Source organism: Streptomyces sp. NPDC001903 (assembly GCF_042891345.1).
Classification (GTDB): domain Bacteria; phylum Actinomycetota; class Actinomycetes; order Streptomycetales; family Streptomycetaceae; genus Streptomyces.
This window is the reverse complement of sequence record NZ_JBIASZ010000010.1, coordinates 44,217-60,495: the sequence shown is the minus strand read 5'-3', so window position 1 is coordinate 60,495 and position 16,279 is coordinate 44,217. Positions and strand designations below refer to the sequence as shown.

The 16,279-nt window shown below is 73.2% G+C and carries 14 protein-coding genes and 1 pseudogene; 8 read left to right on the top strand and 7 right to left on the bottom strand.

Annotation, left to right across the window (positions count from 1 at the left end):
* Positions 1–96: 96 nt before the first annotated feature.
* The 3 genes from ACFYZS_RS22440 to ACFYZS_RS22430 form a co-directional block, all read right to left on the bottom strand.
* Positions 97–768, bottom strand: a complete 672-nt coding sequence (locus tag ACFYZS_RS22440; RefSeq protein ID WP_389015321.1) for a PhzF family phenazine biosynthesis protein — start codon at positions 766–768, stop codon at positions 97–99.
* Positions 769–788: 20 nt separating this feature from the next.
* Positions 789–2,243, bottom strand: a complete 1,455-nt coding sequence (locus tag ACFYZS_RS22435) for an HtaA domain-containing protein (RefSeq protein ID WP_389015318.1) — start codon at positions 2,241–2,243, stop codon at positions 789–791.
* Between the two features lie 77 nt (positions 2,244–2,320).
* Positions 2,321–3,748: an HtaA domain-containing protein gene (locus tag ACFYZS_RS22430; protein ID WP_389015316.1), complete on the bottom strand. Its 1,428-nt coding sequence runs from the start codon at positions 3,746–3,748 to the stop codon at positions 2,321–2,323.
* A 137-nt stretch (positions 3,749–3,885) separates the two neighbouring features.
* On the opposite strand from ACFYZS_RS22430, the gene ACFYZS_RS22425 reads away from it, so the two are divergent.
* The 6 genes and pseudogenes from ACFYZS_RS22425 to efeU all read left to right on the top strand — a co-directional run bounded on the left by ACFYZS_RS22425 (position 3,886) and on the right by efeU (position 10,553).
* Positions 3,886–4,929: a hemin ABC transporter substrate-binding protein gene (locus ACFYZS_RS22425; protein WP_389015314.1), complete on the top strand. Its 1,044-nt coding sequence runs from the start codon at positions 3,886–3,888 to the stop codon at positions 4,927–4,929.
* 25 nt (positions 4,930–4,954) lie between these two features.
* Entirely contained in the window at positions 4,955–6,088 is a 1,134-nt protein-coding gene (locus ACFYZS_RS22420) for a FecCD family ABC transporter permease (RefSeq protein ID WP_389015840.1), read from the top strand.
* Positions 6,085–6,927, top strand: a pseudogene (locus tag ACFYZS_RS22415) (heme ABC transporter ATP-binding protein); the annotation flags it as partial. The gene ACFYZS_RS22420 and the pseudogene ACFYZS_RS22415, both read left to right, overlap by 4 nt.
* A gap of 259 nt (positions 6,928–7,186) precedes the next feature.
* Positions 7,187–8,335 (top strand): iron uptake system protein EfeO, encoded by a 1,149-nt coding sequence (efeO, locus tag ACFYZS_RS22410; RefSeq protein ID WP_389015312.1) that lies wholly within the window; start codon positions 7,187–7,189, stop codon positions 8,333–8,335.
* Positions 8,336–8,357: 22 nt separating this feature from the next.
* Positions 8,358–9,674, top strand: coding sequence for an iron uptake transporter deferrochelatase/peroxidase subunit (gene efeB / locus ACFYZS_RS22405; RefSeq protein ID WP_389015310.1), 1,317 nt, complete (start codon positions 8,358–8,360; stop codon positions 9,672–9,674).
* A 24-nt stretch (positions 9,675–9,698) separates the two neighbouring features.
* Complete coding sequence (efeU, locus tag ACFYZS_RS22400; RefSeq protein WP_389015307.1) at positions 9,699–10,553, top strand: iron uptake transporter permease EfeU; 855 nt, start codon at positions 9,699–9,701, stop codon at positions 10,551–10,553.
* 83 nt (positions 10,554–10,636) lie between these two features.
* Here the strand turns inward: efeU and ACFYZS_RS22395 are convergent, their stop codons facing one another.
* Genes ACFYZS_RS22395 through ACFYZS_RS22385 form a run of 3 tightly spaced genes read right to left on the bottom strand, consistent with a single transcriptional unit; the run spans position 10,637 to position 12,861 of the window.
* Positions 10,637–11,194 carry a GNAT family N-acetyltransferase gene (locus ACFYZS_RS22395; protein ID WP_389015304.1) on the bottom strand — a complete coding sequence of 186 codons (558 nt, stop codon included), beginning with the start codon at positions 11,192–11,194 and terminating at the stop codon, positions 10,637–10,639.
* A complete protein-coding gene (locus ACFYZS_RS22390; protein WP_389015301.1) occupies positions 11,191–12,048 on the bottom strand; it encodes a PhzF family phenazine biosynthesis protein in 858 nt (285 codons plus the stop codon). The genes ACFYZS_RS22395 and ACFYZS_RS22390 overlap by 4 nt, the downstream gene beginning before the upstream one ends.
* A gap of 51 nt (positions 12,049–12,099) precedes the next feature.
* Positions 12,100–12,861 (bottom strand): SDR family oxidoreductase, encoded by a 762-nt coding sequence (locus ACFYZS_RS22385; protein WP_389015299.1) that lies wholly within the window; start codon positions 12,859–12,861, stop codon positions 12,100–12,102.
* A 108-nt stretch (positions 12,862–12,969) separates the two neighbouring features.
* On the opposite strand from ACFYZS_RS22385, the gene ACFYZS_RS22380 reads away from it, so the two are divergent.
* Together ACFYZS_RS22380 and ACFYZS_RS22375 are read left to right on the top strand one after the other, a co-directional pair.
* On the top strand, positions 12,970–14,310 hold the full coding sequence (locus ACFYZS_RS22380; RefSeq protein WP_389015296.1) for a Bcr/CflA family multidrug efflux MFS transporter: 1,341 nt from the start codon (positions 12,970–12,972) through the stop codon (positions 14,308–14,310).
* Between the two features lie 65 nt (positions 14,311–14,375).
* Positions 14,376–15,383: a small ribosomal subunit Rsm22 family protein gene (locus tag ACFYZS_RS22375; protein ID WP_389015293.1), complete on the top strand. Its 1,008-nt coding sequence runs from the start codon at positions 14,376–14,378 to the stop codon at positions 15,381–15,383.
* Positions 15,384–15,398: 15 nt separating this feature from the next.
* Here the strand turns inward: ACFYZS_RS22375 and ddaH are convergent, their stop codons facing one another.
* Positions 15,399–16,229, bottom strand: a complete 831-nt coding sequence (ddaH, locus tag ACFYZS_RS22370) for a dimethylargininase (protein WP_389015290.1) — start codon at positions 16,227–16,229, stop codon at positions 15,399–15,401.
* Positions 16,230–16,279: the final 50 nt, after the last annotated feature.

The following is a 16,279-nucleotide window of genomic DNA, read 5'->3' as shown; positions in this document are numbered from 1 at the left end:
GCAGCCATGGAACCGCCCCACGGCCCCGCGCCCCCAGCGCGGAGGTACTCAATCGGGTGTGCGCACCTACTCAGTTCGTGCCTGCTCGGTGCGCGCCTATGCGGTGCGCGGCGGCGGCAGCTTCGCGAAGCGGACGCGCCCGCCGATCTCGACGGTGCCGTCCGGGCCCGGCGCGGTGAGGATCTGGGAGCCCGCGCCCTGGGTGATGTTCAGGGCCCTGTTCAGCTCGGCGGTCAGCAGGATCGCGGCCGATCCGGTGGCCTCGTCCTCGGCGATGACCCCGTCGGGGCGGCGCGGGAAGCCGCGGGCCCGGACGCGGCCCGCGGCCTCGTCCTCCCAGGCCCAGGCGTACAGCCAGCCCTCGCCGGGCGGCGGCGCGGGCAGCGCGTCGACCTCGGCGGGGCTGGCGTACTGCTCGGTGCGCTTCCCCTCGACCCACTCGGGGAGGGCGGTGATCCAGGTGAACTCCCCGTCGTCACGCGCCCATACGGAGCCGGCCGGCGGCTGGAGCTCCTCGACGTCCAGCAGCCAGGCGACCCCGACCAGCGGATGGCCGGCGAAGGACATCCGCGTGCCGGGGGTGCGGATGTCGACGACCCCGCGCTCGGGGTCGTCGACGAACACCGTCTCGCTGTAGCCGAGTTCGGCGGCCAGCGCCTGCCTCGACGCGTCGTCGGGGCAGGTCCGGCCGTCACGGACGACGCCGAGCAGGTTGCCGTGCCGCCCGTCGCCCGCGCAGAAGACCTTGAGCACATCGAGATCGTTCACGCGGGAAATTGAAACACGGTTCAGATCTGGGCCGCGCGCCGCCTGCGGGCGAGGAAGACGGCTCCGGCGCCGGCCGCGACGACCGCGCCGGAGGTGGCGAGCAGCGCTCCGGCCGGGACTTCGGCGCCGGTGCTGGCGAGGTTCCCGCCGACCGTGCCGCCACCGCCCACGGTGCCGCCCGTACCGCCAGTGGTGGACGTGGAGGTTCCGGTGGGCGCCGTGGTGGGGATGGCCACGTCCTTGTCCACGGAGACCGAGAGGGTGACGGGGTCGGTCGGCTTGCCCTCGGCGTAGTCCGCGCTCGGGGCGCCGATGGCGGCCGCGCCCTCGGCGGTGAAGGCGGCCGGGACGGCGTTCAGGGTGAGCAGGCCGCCCGAGGTCCGGTACTCGGCCTTCGACAAGTCGAGCGTGGCGAAGGGGACGTTCGCCTTGGTGGCGGTGGGCGACTTGACGTCCAGGACGAGGGTGCCCTTCTTCCCCTCGGCGGTGATGCGCACATTGGCGAAGGTCATGTCGACGCCGTGGTCGGCGCGCTGGAAGCGCAGGTTGCCGGCGAACGTGGCGCTCAGCTTCTGCTTCTTGACGTCGAGCTCGCCCTTGCCGAGGGAGAAGGCGAAGGTGTCGCCGCTCGCGACCGCCCCGTCGGCCGGGGTGACCGAGCCGCCGCCCTTCACCACGTACGAGCGGAAACCTTCCTTCACGCCCCAGGTGAGCCGGCCGCCGAGGAGCTGCTGCGGCCCGTCGGCCGCGGGGGAGCTCGCGCCCTGCGAGGGGGTCACGGAGTTCGACGGGGTCGCGGAGGGGCTGGTGGAACCGGACGGCGACGGTGTCACGGACGGGGAGGGGGACGAGGACGGGGAGCCGGAGGGGGACGGCTGCCCGAACTGCAGGGCGGCCGTGAGCGGGTCGCCGGCCAGGCCGACGTACTTGTCCGAACCGAGCTGGCCCGCCGCTTCCTTGGTGAGGGTGGTGCCGAGCTTGTCCATGGACTGCCCGCCGAAGGCCACGTCGGCCATGGGGACATCGGGGGTGAGGGTGCCGTTCTTGGTGACGTCGGCGGTCAGCTTCTTCGTGCCCGTGTCGAAGCGGAGGTTGGCGAGGGTCAGCTTGAAGCCGTGCATGGGGGCGTCGAAGGTGACGCTGCCCTTGAAGGCGGCGGTCACGATGTGCCCGCCGTCCTTGTCGTACCGGCCGGTCGCCGAGGTGAAGCGGAAGGTGCCGTCCGCGTTCAGGGTGGCCCCGTCCGCCGGGGTGATCGTGCCCTTCGCGATGTTCAGGACGTACGAGCGGTAGCTCGCCAGGACTCCCCAGTCGAGGGTGCCGTTCACGATCGGCATCGGCGCGGAGGCGACGGCCGCGGAGGCCTGCCCGCCGCCCACCGCCGTCGCGGGCAGGACGAAGGCGGTGGCGCCGAGTGCGGCTGCGGTGGCGACGGCAGCGGCGAGCGCGAGCGAACGGCGGTGGGACGAGGGCATGGCGAAGGCCTCCTGAAAGGCAACGGGGGTGACGGGCGGGGGCGGGGCGAGGCGGGGAGAGGCAAGGAAGGTGCGGGTCAGGGCTGCGAGGTCGGCGCGTCCGCGGCATCCGCCCCGTCCGCGGCCTCCGCGCCGCGGTTGCGGCGGAGGAACAGGAAGACGGCGCCGGCGGCCAGGACCAGGACGGCCACGCCGAGGGCGGCGTACAGGCCGGCGTTCGAGGACTCCTCGGCCTTCGCGGCGGGGGCGGGCGACGGCCCGGAGGTCGCCGGTGCGGCGGGCGGGGCCGTCGAGCCCAGGTCGGGCAGGGCCGGCAGTTTCGCGGTGGCGTCCAGCGCGACGGAGAGCGAGACGGGGTCCATCTCGGTGCCGGGCTTGTACATGGAGTTGAAGGCCTGCGCGCCGCCCTCGGTGAGGGTGGCGGGGGCTTCGGCGAGGGTGGCGAGCGCGCCCTCGGTCTTCAGCCCCTTGGCGTCGAACTCGACGAGCGGGACGGCGTTCTTCGTCTCGGTGCCCGTGGTGACGTCGGCGGACAGGACTCCCTTGCCGTTCTCCACCTTGACGCTCAGCTTGCCGAGCTTCAGGTCGAGATGGGCGCCGGTGAAGTGGACCGTGCCGGCGAAGGCGGCGTCAAGGGTGCCCTTCCGGTCGTCGTACGTGCCCTTGCCCTGCGGGAAGCGGAACAGCGCGCCGCCGTCCCGGGCCCCCTCGGCGAGGGTCCACTTGCCCTGGCCGATGGAGCCGGTGACGTACTCGCGGAACGTACGGCGCACGCCCCAGTCGACCGCGGCGTCGACGAACGCGCCCTGGGGGGCTTGCGGATCCTGCGAGGGCTGCGCCGGCGCGCTCGCGGAGGGCGCGGTCTCGGCGGCCGGGGCCTTGACGTCCACGGAGAGCGAGACCGGGTCGAGCTGCGCGCCCGCCGAGTAGTAGCCGGCGAAGGCCTTGGCGCCCTGCTCGGTGAGGGTGGCCGGGATGTTGGTCAGCGCGATCGGGCTGCCGCCGCCCGCCATGTCGACCCCGCCCAGACCGAGCGTGGCGAAGGGGACCTGGGTCTGGGTGGTGACCGCTCCGGTGTCCTTGGCCTTGCTGGAGACGTCCGCGTAGAGGGTGCCGCGACCGCCGTCGATCTTGACGGTGGGGCGGCTGACCGTCAGGTCCAGCTCGTACGTGCCGTCCGGCTTCTGGTGGCCCTGGAAGCCGACGCCGCCGCTGAAGGCCGCCTCGAACGCGCCGGAGTCCGGGTCGTAGGAGCCGGTGGCCGAGTGGAAGCGGAACAGGCTGCCGCCGGCCGTGGCGGCTCCGTTCTTCAGCTTGAAAGCGCCTTTCGCGACGGGACCGGTGACATAACTCTGGAAGGACGATTTGATGCCCCAGTCGAGCCGGCCCCCTTGTACGGTGCGGCCGGCCGCATGGGCGGCGGTGGCCGGGAACAGGGCGCCGAGCAAGGCCGCCAGGGTTGCCAACAGGGCGACTGCCGACGCGCGAGCGGGTCTTGCAGGCATGTTCGTCCCCTCCCAGGGCTGGTTAATAAGGTTAGGCTAACCTAAGCTACCTCCAGTCAGAGGGGAACCCCCGGTTCCCTGGAACCTCGCAGCCTGGAACCCCACACCCCCAGCCGGACGATCAGGACGGTGCCTTCGTGCCTACGCCCGCCGCGTCAACCCGCTTCCCCCGCCGCGCCCTTGCCCTTGCGGTCACCTTCTCCGCGCTGGCCCTGGCCGCCCTGACGGGTTGCGCAGGCACCTCCGCCACCGGTGCCGGGGCCGGCACCGCCGCCCGCCCGGCCGCCGCGCCGGACCGGGTGGAACCGCTCGCCCCCGCGCCGCTGCCCGCCCTCCCGGTCACCGCGGCATCGGCGGACGGCCGCCAGGTGACGGTGACGGCGGCGGACCGGATCGTCCCGCTGAGCGGCAGCCTGAACGAGATCGTCCAGACCCTGGGCCTCGGCCCGCAGGTCGTCGCCCGCGACATCACGGCCACCTTCGAACAGGCCGCGCAGTTGCCGGTGGTGACCCGGGGCCATGACGTCTCGGCCGAGAGCGTGCTGTCGCTGCGCCCGACGCTGGTACTGGCCGAGACCACCTCCGGCCCGGCCGAGGCGATCCGGCAGATCCGCGACGCGGGCATCCCGCTGCTGGTGGTGGCCCCGGCCACATCCCTGGACGACGTACCGAAGCGGATCGAGGCGATCGCCGCCGCGCTCGGCGTCAAGGAGGCCGGGGCCCGGCTGAACGAGCGCACCGCCGAGCGGATCGCCGCCGCCCGCAAGGCCATCCCCGCCTCCGCGACCTCCGGCAAGAAGCCCCGGGTGGCCTTTCTCTACCTGCGCGGCACCGCCTCCGTGTACCTGCTCGGCGGCTCCGACTCGGGCGTGGCCTCGCTGCTCGAAGCGGCCGGCGCGGTGGACACGGGCAAGGAGTCGGGGCTCGGCAAGGACTTCACCCCCATCACGAGCGAGGCGCTGGCGGCCGCCGCGCCCGACGCGATCCTGGTCATGTCCAAGGGGCTGGAGTCCGTGGGCGGCACGGACGGCCTGGTGAAGATCCCGGGCGTGGCCCAGACCCCGGCGGGGATGGACCGCAGGGTCGTCACCGTCGACGACGGGGTCCTGCTGAACTACGGCCCGCGCACCGACCAGGTGCTGCGCTCGCTGATCTCCCAGCTGTACGGAAAGACCGCGTGACGTGAGGGAACAGGACAGCGGCACGCTGACGGACACCGGCCCCCGAACTCCCGCGCCCGGAACACCGGCAGGGCCGGATGCGCCGGATGGGCCGGATGGGCCGGATGCACAGGCGGCGACCGGGGCGCCCCGGAGCCGGACCGGTGCCCTGCTGATCGCGGGGCTCGTCGTGCTCCTCGCCGGGCTGGCCCTGGTGTCCGCCGGGGTCGGGGCCTACGGGATCCCCGTGGGCGACGTGCTCGGCTCCGCGGCGCACCGCCTCGGGCTCGGCGGGGCCCCGCTCGACCGGGTCGGCGAGAGCGTGCTGTGGAACGTACGGCTCCCCCGCGTCGTGCTCGCGCTGCTCGTCGGCGCCAGCCTGGGCTGCGCGGGGGCCCTGATGCAGGGGGTGTTCGGGAATCCGCTCGCCGAGCCCGGAGTCATCGGGATCTCCGCGGGCGCGGCCGTCGGCGCGGTGGCCGCCATCGGGCTCGGGCTCGGCTTCCTCGGCAACTGGACCATCACCGCCTGCGCGTTCGTCGCCGGGCTCGTCACCGTCGGCTCCGTCTACCTCCTCTCCCGCAACGGGGGCAGGACCGAGGTCGTCACCCTCATCCTCACCGGCATCGCCGTCAACGCCTTCGCCGGCGCCCTGATCGGCCTGTTCGTCTTCTTCGCGGACAGCGGCCAGGTCAACCAGATCACCTTCTGGCAGCTCGGCTCCCTCGCCCAGGCCACCTGGCCCAAGGTGCTCGCCGTGCTGCCCTGCGCGCTCGCCGGGCTGCTGATCGCCCCCTTCCACGCCCGCAAGCTGGACCTGCTCTCCCTCGGCGAACGGCCCGCCCGCCACCTCGGCGTGGACGTGGAGCGGCTGCGCCTCGCGCTCATCCTCGTCGTCGCGCTGCTCACCGCGGCCGCCGTCGCCGTGGCCGGCGTCATCACCTTCGTCGGGCTGCTCGTCCCGCACCTGCTGCGCATGGCGAACGGCCCGGGCCACCGCTTCCTGGTCCCGGGCAGCGCACTGGCCGGCGCCGTGGTCCTGCTGGCGGGCGATCTGGCCGCCCGGACCATCGCCCGGCCCGCCGAGCTGCCGCTCGGGGTGCTGACCGCGCTGATCGGCAGCCCCTTCTTCTTCTGGCTGCTGCGCCGCACCCGCCGCAAGCAGGGGGGCTGGGCATGAGCATCCCGTTCCCCCGCTTCCCGTTCCCGCGGCGCGGCGGGCGCGGCGTTCCCGCCCGGCCGGCGCCCGGCGCCGCCTTCGCCGAGGCCGTCGGCCTGCGCGTCCGGCTCGGCGAGCGCGAGGTGCTGGCCGGGATCGACCTGACCGCCCGGGCCGGCGAGGTGCTGGCCCTGGTCGGCCCGAACGGCGCCGGCAAGTCCACGCTGCTGGCCGCCCTGTCGGCCGATCTGCCCGCCGCCGAAGGGCTCGTACGGATCGACGGGCGTCCGGTGGGCGAGTGGGCGGCCCCGGATCTGGCCCTGCGCCGGTCCGTGCTCCCCCAGTCGGCCGAGATGTCCTTCCCGTTCCCGGTCGAGGAGGTCGTACGGATGGGCCGCGCCCCCTGGGCCGGCACCCCGCGCGCCGACTGCGACGAGGAGGCGGTGGCCGCCGCCATGGCCGCCACGGAGGTGGCCGGCTTCGCCGCCCGCCCCTTCTCCGCGCTCTCCGGCGGCGAACGGGCCCGGGTCGCACTGGCCCGCGTACTGGCCCAACAGGCCCCGCTGCTGCTGCTCGACGAACCCACCGCGGCCCTGGACCTGCGCCACCAGGAGCTGGTGTTGCGGATCTGCCGGGAGCGGGCCGCGGCCGGGGACGCGGTCGTCGTCGTCCTGCACGACCTGGGCCTGGCCGCCGCGTACGCCGACCGGGTCGCCGTACTGCACGGCGGGCGGATCGCGGCGGACGGCCCGCCGGCCGAGGTGTTCGAGGACGAGCTCCTGAGCCGGGTCTACCGGCAGCCCGTGGAGGTGCTGCCCCATCCGCGTACCGGGGTTCCGCTTGTGCTGCCCGTACGGGGGGCCGAGCCGTCCGCCGTCGGGGACGACGGCCGTTGCGCCCTACGGAACAACCACGCCGGCTTGACCTCCGCTTGACCTTCCCATGGGTTGGCCCTGGAGACCCCGTGACGGCGCCGTGTCCGGCGGCCCGGCGTGTGCGCTGAATCACTGGACGCGCGGGCATGAGTCAGGTAAGCCTCGGTTAAGTTAGGTCCGCCTCACCGGCCGCCCTCCCGATCGGGGCGGCCGTATGCCGAACGCCAGACAGCCAGGAGCCCGCATGCGTCCCGCCCGCCTCAACGTCCTCACCGCGGTCGCCGCCGTGGCCGCGCTCACCGCCGTCACCGGCTGCGCCGAGAAGGGCGGCAGCGGCGACGGGGCCGTCAAGATCGCCGCCTCCGACAGCGCGTGCGAGGTCTCCAAGACGGAGTTCCCGGCCGGCAAGGTCACCCTCGAGGTCGAGAACAAGGGCTCCAAGGTCACCGAGGTCTACGTCCTCTTCCCGGACGACCGCATCGTCGCCGAGCGCGAGAACATCGGCCCCGGCACCAAGGCTTCCATCACCGCCGAGATCAAGGCCGGCGACTACGAGATCGCCTGCAAGCCCGGCATGAAGGGCGACGGCATCCGCCAGAAGGTCAAGGCCACCGGCGGCGGCGCCGTCGAGAAGCGCAGCCCCGAGCTGGACGCCGCGGTCGCCGAGTACCGCAAGTACGTGCAGGCGCAGGCCGACGAGACCCTCCCCAAGGCGCAGGCCTTCGCGGACGCGGTCAAGGCCGGCGACATCGAGGCCGCCAAGAAGGCGTACGCCGTGTCCCGCATCGGCTGGGAGCGCACCGAGCCGGTCGCCGAGTCCTTCGGCGACATCGACCCCAAGGTCGACGTCCGCGAGGACGGCCTGGAGGCCGGCCAGGACCCGGCGAAGGACTGGACCGGCTGGCACCGCCTGGAGAAGGCCCTGTTCGCCGACAAGAAGATCGGCGACGACGAGAAGAAGCTCGCCGACCAGCTCATGACCGACCTCACCGAATGGCAGAAGAAGGTCGGCCAGGCGGAGATCACCCCCACCTCGATGGCCAACGGTGCCAAGGAGCTGCTGGACGAGGTCGCCAGCGGCAAGGTCACCGGTGAGGAAGAGCGCTACAGCCACACCGACCTGGTCGACTTCAAGGCCAACGTCGAGGGCGCCCAGAAGGCCTACGAGCTGCTGAAGCCGGTCGCCGCGAAGAACGACCCGGCCCTGTCCGCGGAGCTGGACAAGCAGTTCGCCGCGATGAACACGCTGCTCGACAAGTACCGCGCCGACAAGAACGGCTACGACTTCACGGCGTACGACACGGTCGGCCAGGACCAGCGCAAGGAACTGTCGGACGCCGTCAGCGCCCTCGGTGAGCCGCTGTCCAAGCTCGCCGCGGCCGTCGCCAAGTAACGCGTGATCAGGAGTACGGACCATGTCTGACGACACCAGCACCACCGGCCCGGGCGCCGAGGCCGCCGAGCCGGCCGACTCCGCCGACTCCGCCACGGCCGCCGGCGGCGGACCGTCGCGCCGGTCCGTACTCGGCTGGGGCGGTGCCGGGCTCGCGCTCGGCGCCGCCGCGGCGGGCGGCACCGTCGCGGCGCTGACCGGCGACGGCGACCCCGTACCGGCCGCGCTCAGCGGCTCCTCGGTACCCTTCCACGGCAAGCACCAGGCCGGCATCTCCTCCGCCGTCCAGGACCGGCTGCACTTCGCCGCCTTCGACGTGAAGACGAAGGACCGCGCCGAGCTCGTCCAGCTCCTCAAGGACTGGACGCGGGCGGCCGAGCGGATGACCGCCGGGCTGCCCGTCGGCGAGGGCGCCGTCGGCGGCCTCCCCGAGGCCCCGCCGGACGACACCGGCGAGGCCCTCGGCCTCAAGCCGTCCCGGCTGACCCTGACCGTCGGCTTCGGCGCCTCGCTCTTCGCCAAGGACCGGTTCGGCCTGGAGGGCAGGCGCCCCGAGGCCCTGGTCGACCTGGAGCAGTTCCCCGGCGACAACCTCGACCCCGCCAAGAGCGGCGGCGACCTGTGCGTGCAGGCCTGCGCGGACGACCCGCAGGTCGCGGTGCACGCCATCCGCCAGCTCGCCCGCATCGGCTTCGGCAAGGTGGCGGTGCGCTGGTCGCAGCTCGGCTTCGGCAAGACCTCGTCCACCACCCCGGACGAACAGACCCCGCGCAACATGATGGGCTTCAAGGACGGCACCCGGAACATCTCGGGCACCGACGACGCCGCCCTCGACAAGTTCGTCTGGGTCGGGGACGAGGCCAAGGACGGCTCGGCGTGGATGGCCGGCGGCTCGTACCTGGTCGCCCGCCGCATCCGCATGCACATCGAGACCTGGGACCGTACTCCGCTCCAGGAGCAGGAGGACATCTTCGGCCGGGACAAGGGCGAGGGCGCCCCGGTCGGCAAGTCGAAGGAGCGCGACGAGCCGTTCCTGAAGGCGATGAAGCCGGAGGCGCACGTGCGCCTGGCGCACCCGGACACCAACAGCGGTGCCACGATCCTGCGCCGCGGCTACTCCTTCACCGACGGATCGGACGGGCTGGGCCGGCTCGACGCGGGCCTGTTCTTCCTCGCCTACCAGCGGGACGTCCGCAAGGGCTTCGTCCCGATCCAGCGCAACCTCTCCAAGAACGACGGGCTCAACGAGTACATCCAGCACGTGAGCTCGGCCCTGTTCGCCATTCCGCCGGGCGTCCGCGACAAGGACGACTGGTGGGGCCGGGCGCTGTTCGCGTAGTTCCGCGGACTCGAAAGGAACAACGTGTTCAGCAACTATCTGATCGGCCTGCGCGAGGGGCTGGAGGCCAGCCTGGTCGTCTGCATCCTCATCGCGTACCTGGTGAAGACCGGGAACAAGGACAAGCTGGGTCCGCTGTGGCTCGGCGTCGGCCTCGCGGCCGCGCTCAGCCTGGCCTTCGGCGCGGGGCTCGAATTCGGCACCTCGGAGCTGACGTTCCAGGCGCAGGAGGCGATCGGCGGCAGCCTGTCGATCGTCTCGGTGGGTCTGGTGACGTGGATGGTCTTCTGGATGAAGCGCACCGCGCGGCACATGAAGGCCGAGCTGCAGGACAAGCTCGACGCGGCCCTCGCGATGGGCACCGGCGCCCTGGTGACGACGGCGTTCCTGGCCGTCGGCCGGGAGGGCCTGGAGACCTCGCTGTTCGTGTGGCGTTCGGTGCACGCGGCCGGCGACGGCGCGGGTCCGCTGGTGGGCGTGCTGCTCGGCATCGGATCGTCGATCCTGCTGGGCTGGCTGTTCTACCGCGGCGCGCTGAAGATCAACCTGTCCAGGTTCTTCACGTGGACCGGCGGCATGCTGGTCGTGGTCGCCGCGGGCGTGCTCGCGTACGGGGTGCACGACCTCCAGGAGGCCGAGTTCCTGCCGGGCCTGATGAACAAGGCCTTCGACGTCAGCTCGGCCGTCCCGCCGGACAGCTGGTACGGGACCCTGCTGAAGGGCACCTTCAACTTCCAGCCGGACCCGACCTGGCTCCAGGTCGGCGTGTGGGTGGCCTACCTGGTCCCGACCCTGCTGCTGTTCTTCGGGGTCTTCGCCCGTACGAAGACGCCCGCGCCGGCGCCGGCCGCGCCCGCGCAGACCAAGAGCGGCTCGTAGGACCGCGCCGCGCACGGCGTGCGGAAGGGGCCCGGATCATCCCGATCCGGGCCCCTTCCGCACGTCCCGGTCACCACGACCGGTCACCACAAGCGGTCGACGAGCCCCGGATACAAGGCGATCCGCGCACCCGCGAAGTCCTCGGCCGCGGTGTCCGCTCCGGGAAAGTCGGCCAGGACCTCCTTGGCGAACCCGGGCGCGTCCGTGGCCAGCGGCTGCCCGGGCGTCCCGCCGAGCAGTACGGTCCCGGGCAGCCGGGTGAAGCCGGCCGCCTCGTAGAAGGGGACGAGCGGCCGGTCGCAGCTGAACAGGACGAGGTCCACGGCCGGATCGGCGGCCAGGGCCGTACGGGCCGCCGCCACCAGCCGCCCGCCGTACCCGCGCCCCCGCGCGGTGTCACGGGTCACCACGGCGCTGAGCCCCGCGGCCCGGTACGTCCGCCCGGCGTGCCGGACCGGCTTGAACAGCAGCGCGAGGGAGGCGGCCACGGTGCCGTGCTCGTCCACGAGCACCATGATCCGGGGAGCCAGCGCCGGGTCGTGCCCGGCGGTGGCGCCGGGCCAGGCCCGTGTCTCCAGGTCGGCCACCTGCGCGGCGACCTCCGGCGGCAGCTCGGCTTCCGCGTACGTCCGCACCCTCATGCGATGCGGACCGCGCTGCCGCCGACCCGGATCCGGGCATCGCCCGCGCGCAGTTCCACCGTCAGGACTCCGGGGCGGCCCATGTCCTCGCCCTGGTGGAGGGTGAGGACGGCGGCCGCCGGGACCAGGCCGAGCTCGCGGGCGTACGCGCCGAAGGCGGCCGCGGCGGCCCCGGTCGCGGGGTCCTCGACGACACCGCCGACCGGGAAGGGGTCCCGTACGTCGAACAGCGCCGGCCCCTTGCGGTGGACCAGCTGGACCGTGGTCAGGTCCAGGCGCCGCATCAGCGCCTCCAGCCGGGGGAAGTCGTACGCGAGGTCCGCGAGGCGGGCCCGGGTGGCCGCGCCGAGCACCAGGTGGCGGGCTCCGGCGTAGGCGATCCGGGGCGGGATGCCCGGGTCCAGGTCGGCCTCGGGCCAGTCCAGTGCGGCCAGCGCCTCGGCGAGGTCGGCCGCGCCGACCTCCTCGACGTACGGCTCGACGCTGGTCAGCACGGCCCGCAGGCCCCCGCCTGCCGCGGTGACCGAGACGGGCACCGTGCCTGCCGGGGTCGCGAACACCAGCTCGCCGGGCCCGATCCGCTCCGCCAGCGCCACGGCGGTGGCCACGGTGGCGTGCCCGCAGAAGGGCACCTCCGTCTTGGGGCTGAAGTACCGCACGGTGAAGGCCCGGCCCCGCGCACCGCCGAGGCCCTCGGGCGGCGCGGTCAGGAAGGCCGTCTCGCTGTAGCCCAGCGCGGCGGCGATCCGGAGCATGGCGGCCTCGTCCAGGCCGGTGGCGTCGAGGACGACCCCGGCGGGATTGCCGCCGGCCGGGTCGTCGGAGAAGGCGGTGTAACGCAGCACCTCAGTCATGATCACCCCAACTCCGGTCCCCGCGCCCGCATTCCCGTCCGGTGCCGGGGATCAGCCGCGTCCGATGTACGGCATCGCCGTCGCCATCACCGTCGCGAACTGCACGTTCGCCTCCAGCGGCAGCTCCGCCATGTGCAGCACCGTGCGCGCGACGTCCGCGGCGTCCATCACCGGCTCCACGGCCAGCTGCCCGTTCGCCTGGAGGATCCCGGTCTGCATCCGCTCGGTCATCTCGGTGGCCGCGTTGCCGATGTCGATCTGCCCGCAGGCGATCCGGTACGGCCGTCCGTCCAGCGAGAGGGACTTCGTCAGGCCCGTCATGGCGTGCTTGGTCGCGGTGTAGGCGATCGAGTTCGGCCGCGGCACGTGCGCCGAGATCGAGCCGTTGTTGACGATCCGGCCGCCCTGCGGGTCCTGCGCCTTCATCTGCCGGAAGGCCGCCTGCGCGCACAGGAAGGCCCCGGTGAGGTTGACGTCCACCACCTGGCGCCAGGCCTCGTACGTGATGTCCTCCAGCGGGACCCCGCCCGGGCCGAAGGTCCCGGCGTTGTTGAAGAGGAGGTCGAGGCGCCCGTACCGCTCGCGTACCGCGGCGAACAGCGCGGCCACGTCGTCCGGATCGCTCACGTCCGCCCGTACGCACAGCACGTCCGCGCCGTCCCCGGCCGCCTTCGCCGTCTCCTCCAGCGGTTCGGTCCGGCGGCCGGCCACGGCCAACGACCAGCCGGCGGCGGCCAGGGCCAGGGCGACGGAGCGGCCGATGCCGGAGCCCGCGCCGGTCACGACGGCGATCTTCTTCCCACTTGCGCTCATGGGGCCGCAGGGTACGTCACATGTCGCATCGGTCCACGGACGTTCCGATAGCTGAGAGCATGGGGCGGTCGGGGGTGTGAAAAGACGACGAAAAGACTGGAGTTCCGCATGTCGGAGAGAGGCCCCGCGACGGCCCCCTCGCACGAGCCGCCGCCCGAAACGCCCTCCGCACCGCAGACCGCTTCCGCACCGCAGACCGTCGCCGTACCGGCGGGGGCCCCTTCCGCCCCGCTCACGGCCGCCCGCCGTACCGGACTGCTCGTCACCTTCATACTCGGAGGACTCAGCGCCCTCCCCCCGCTGTCCATGGACATGTACCTGCCGGCCCTGCCGCAGGTCACCGGCGCCCTGCACAGCCCTGCCGCCACCATCCAGCTCACCCTCACCGCCTGCCTCGCCGGCATGGCCCTGGGCCAGCTCGTCATCGGCCCGATGAGCGACAAGTGGGGCCGCCGCAGGCCCCTGCTGACCGGCATGGTGGTCTACGTCCTCGCCACCGCGATCTGCGCCCTCGCGCCGAGCGCCGAGCTGCTGATCGGCTTCCGGCTGCTCCAGGGGCTGGCCGGGTCGGCGGCGATCGTCATCGCGCGGGCCGTCGTACGCGACCTGTACGACGGGGTCGAGATGGCCCGGTTCTTCTCCACGCTGATGCTGATCTCCGGCGTGGCCCCGATCATCGCCCCGCTCATCGGCGGTCAGATCCTGCGCTTCGCCGACTGGCGCGGGGTGTTCGTCGTCCTCACCGGCGTCGGCGCCGTGCTCACCCTCGTGGTCTGGCGCAGCCTGGGCGAGACCCTGGCCCCCGAGCAGCGGCAGACCGGCGGCGTGGGCTCCGCGCTGCGGACCATGCGCGGGCTGCTGGCCGACCGCGTCTTCGCCGGGTACACGCTGGCCGGCGGCTTCGCCTTCGCCACGCTGTTCTCGTACATCTCGGCCTCGCCGTTCGTGGTGCAGGAGATCTACGGGGCTTCGCCGCAGGCCTTCAGCCTGCTGTTCGGCCTCAATTCCGTCGGCCTGATCGCCGCCGGGCAGGTCAACGGCAAGCTGCTGGTCGGCCGGGTCCGGCTGGACAAGGTGCTGGGCTTCGGGCTCGCCGTCATCACGGCGGCCTCGGTCGCGCTGCTGCTGATGTCCACCGGGGTGTTCGGGGAGGTCGGGCTGGTCCCGATCGCGTCGGCGCTGTTCGTGCTGATGTCCGCGATGGGCGTGGTCCTGCCCAACACCAACGCGCTGGCCCTGATGCGCACCCCGCACGCGGCCGGCTCGGCCTCGGCCCTGCTGGGCACCTCCTCCTTCCTGGTCGGGGCGATCGCCTCGCCGCTGGTCGGGATCGCGGGCGAGGACACCGCGGTGCCGATGGCGCTGGTCCAGCTGGTGTGCTCGCTGCTGGCGGTGGCCTGCTTCACCGCCATGTGCCGGCCCTGGCAGAACCGGGACTCCGCCGTCTGAGCCGGGTTTCCGGGGCGCCCCGGGGGGCGGCGTCCCGGGCCCCGCGGGCGCCGTAAACTTCGCTGGTGAACGCCTCCGCCTCCGTGCCCACCTCCGCCGAATCCCTGCGCAGCGCGCTGGGCGGACTGCTCGACGGGCTCCCGCCGAAGCAGGCCACGGCCGCCGTCGACCGGCTCATCGCCAGCTACCGCGGCCGGACCCCGACCGACGCGCCCGTCCTGCGCGACCGCTCCGACGTGGCGGCGTACGCGGCGTACCGGATGCCCGCCACCTTCGAGGCCGTACGGTCCGCCCTGGACGCCCTCGCCGAGGCCGCCCCCGGCTGGTCCCCGGAATCCCATGTGGACGTGGGCGGCGGCACCGGCGCGGCGGTCTGGGCGGTGGACGCCGTCTGGGACGGGCCGCGCGACACCGTGGTCCTGGACTGGGCGGAGCCGGCGCTGGCCCTCGGCAAGGAGCTCGCGGCGTCCTCCGGTTCGCAGGCGCTGCGCGCGGCCGAGTGGCGCCGGGCCGTCATCGGATCCGGACTGGCGCTCCCCGAGGCGGACCTCGTGACGGTCTCGTACGTACTCGGCGAGCTGACGCCGGAGGCCCGCCGGGCCGTGGTCGCCGAGGCGGCCCGCGCCGGACAGGCCGTGGCGCTGATCGAGCCGGGCACGCCCGAGGGGTACCTGCGCATCCGCGAGGCCCGCGACCAGCTGATCGCGGCGGGGCTGAAGGTCGCCGCCCCCTGCCCGCACGACGGGACCTGTCCGATCGAGGTCGGCCGGGACTGGTGCCACTTCTCGGCGCGGGTCAGCCGCTCCTCCCTGCACCGGCAGGTCAAGGGCGGGTCCCTGCCGTACGAGGACGAGAAGTTCAGCTACGTGGCCGCGACCCGCTTCCCGGTGGAGCCGGCCCCCTCCCGGATCACGCGCAGGCCGCAGATCCGGAAGGGGCTCGTCCAGCTGGACCTGTGCGGTCCGCTGAGCGAGGGGCTGACCCGGGTCAACGTGACCAAGCGCCACGGTGACCTCTACAAGGCGGCGCGGGACGCCGACTGGGGCCAGGAGTGGCCGCCGGCCACCTCGTGACCGCGCGGCGGGGGGCTACATCCGCAGCTCCTGGGTGCAGCACTTCACGCTGCCGCCGCCCTTGAGCAGCTCGCCCAGGTCCATCGGGACCGGCTCGAAGCCCCGCTCCCGCAGGGGCTGGAAGAGACCGGTCGCCGCCTGCGGGAGCAGCACGTTCAGGCCGTCCGAGACCGCGTTCAGGCCGAGGGCCGCCGCGTCCTCGTCGCCCGCGATGAGCGCGTCCGGGAAGAGCCGCTCCAGCACGGCCCGGCTGCCGGGCGAGAACGCGGGCGGGTAGTACATGACCTCGTCACCGTCGAGCACGCACAGCGCCGTGTCCAGGTGGTAGTACCGCGGGTCCACCAGGTCGAGGCCGATGACCGGGCGGCCGAAGAACTCCTGGGCCTCGTCGTGCGAGAGCGGGCTGGAGCGGAAGCCCCGGCCGGCCAGGATGTAGGTGGCGGTGACGGCGAAATCGCCCTCGCCCTCGTTGACGTGGGACGGCTCGTGGACGTGCTCGAAGCCGTGGGAGCGGAACCAGTCGAGGTGGATCTCCGCCTCGGCGGCGCGCTCCGGATAGGCGAACCGGGCGCCGAGCACCCGGCCGTCGACGACGAGGGCGCCGTTCGCGGCGAAGACCATGTCGGGCAGCTCGGGGTCCGGTACGAGCGTCTCGACGCTGTGGCCGAGCGAGCGGTAGCGGTCCCGGAGGTCTTCCCACTGGGCGTGTGCGAGGGGCAGGTCCACCGGTTTCGTGGGGTCCATCCACGGATTGATGGAGTACGTGACCTTGAAGTGTGCGGGTGGGCACATCAAGTAGCGCCGGGGTGTGGCGACTCTGCGCAAAGAAGGCTCCTCACGGCTCACGAGAGATGTCGAGAGAATCGTCTCTCCTCAAGGGAAACCGCGCAGTGAAC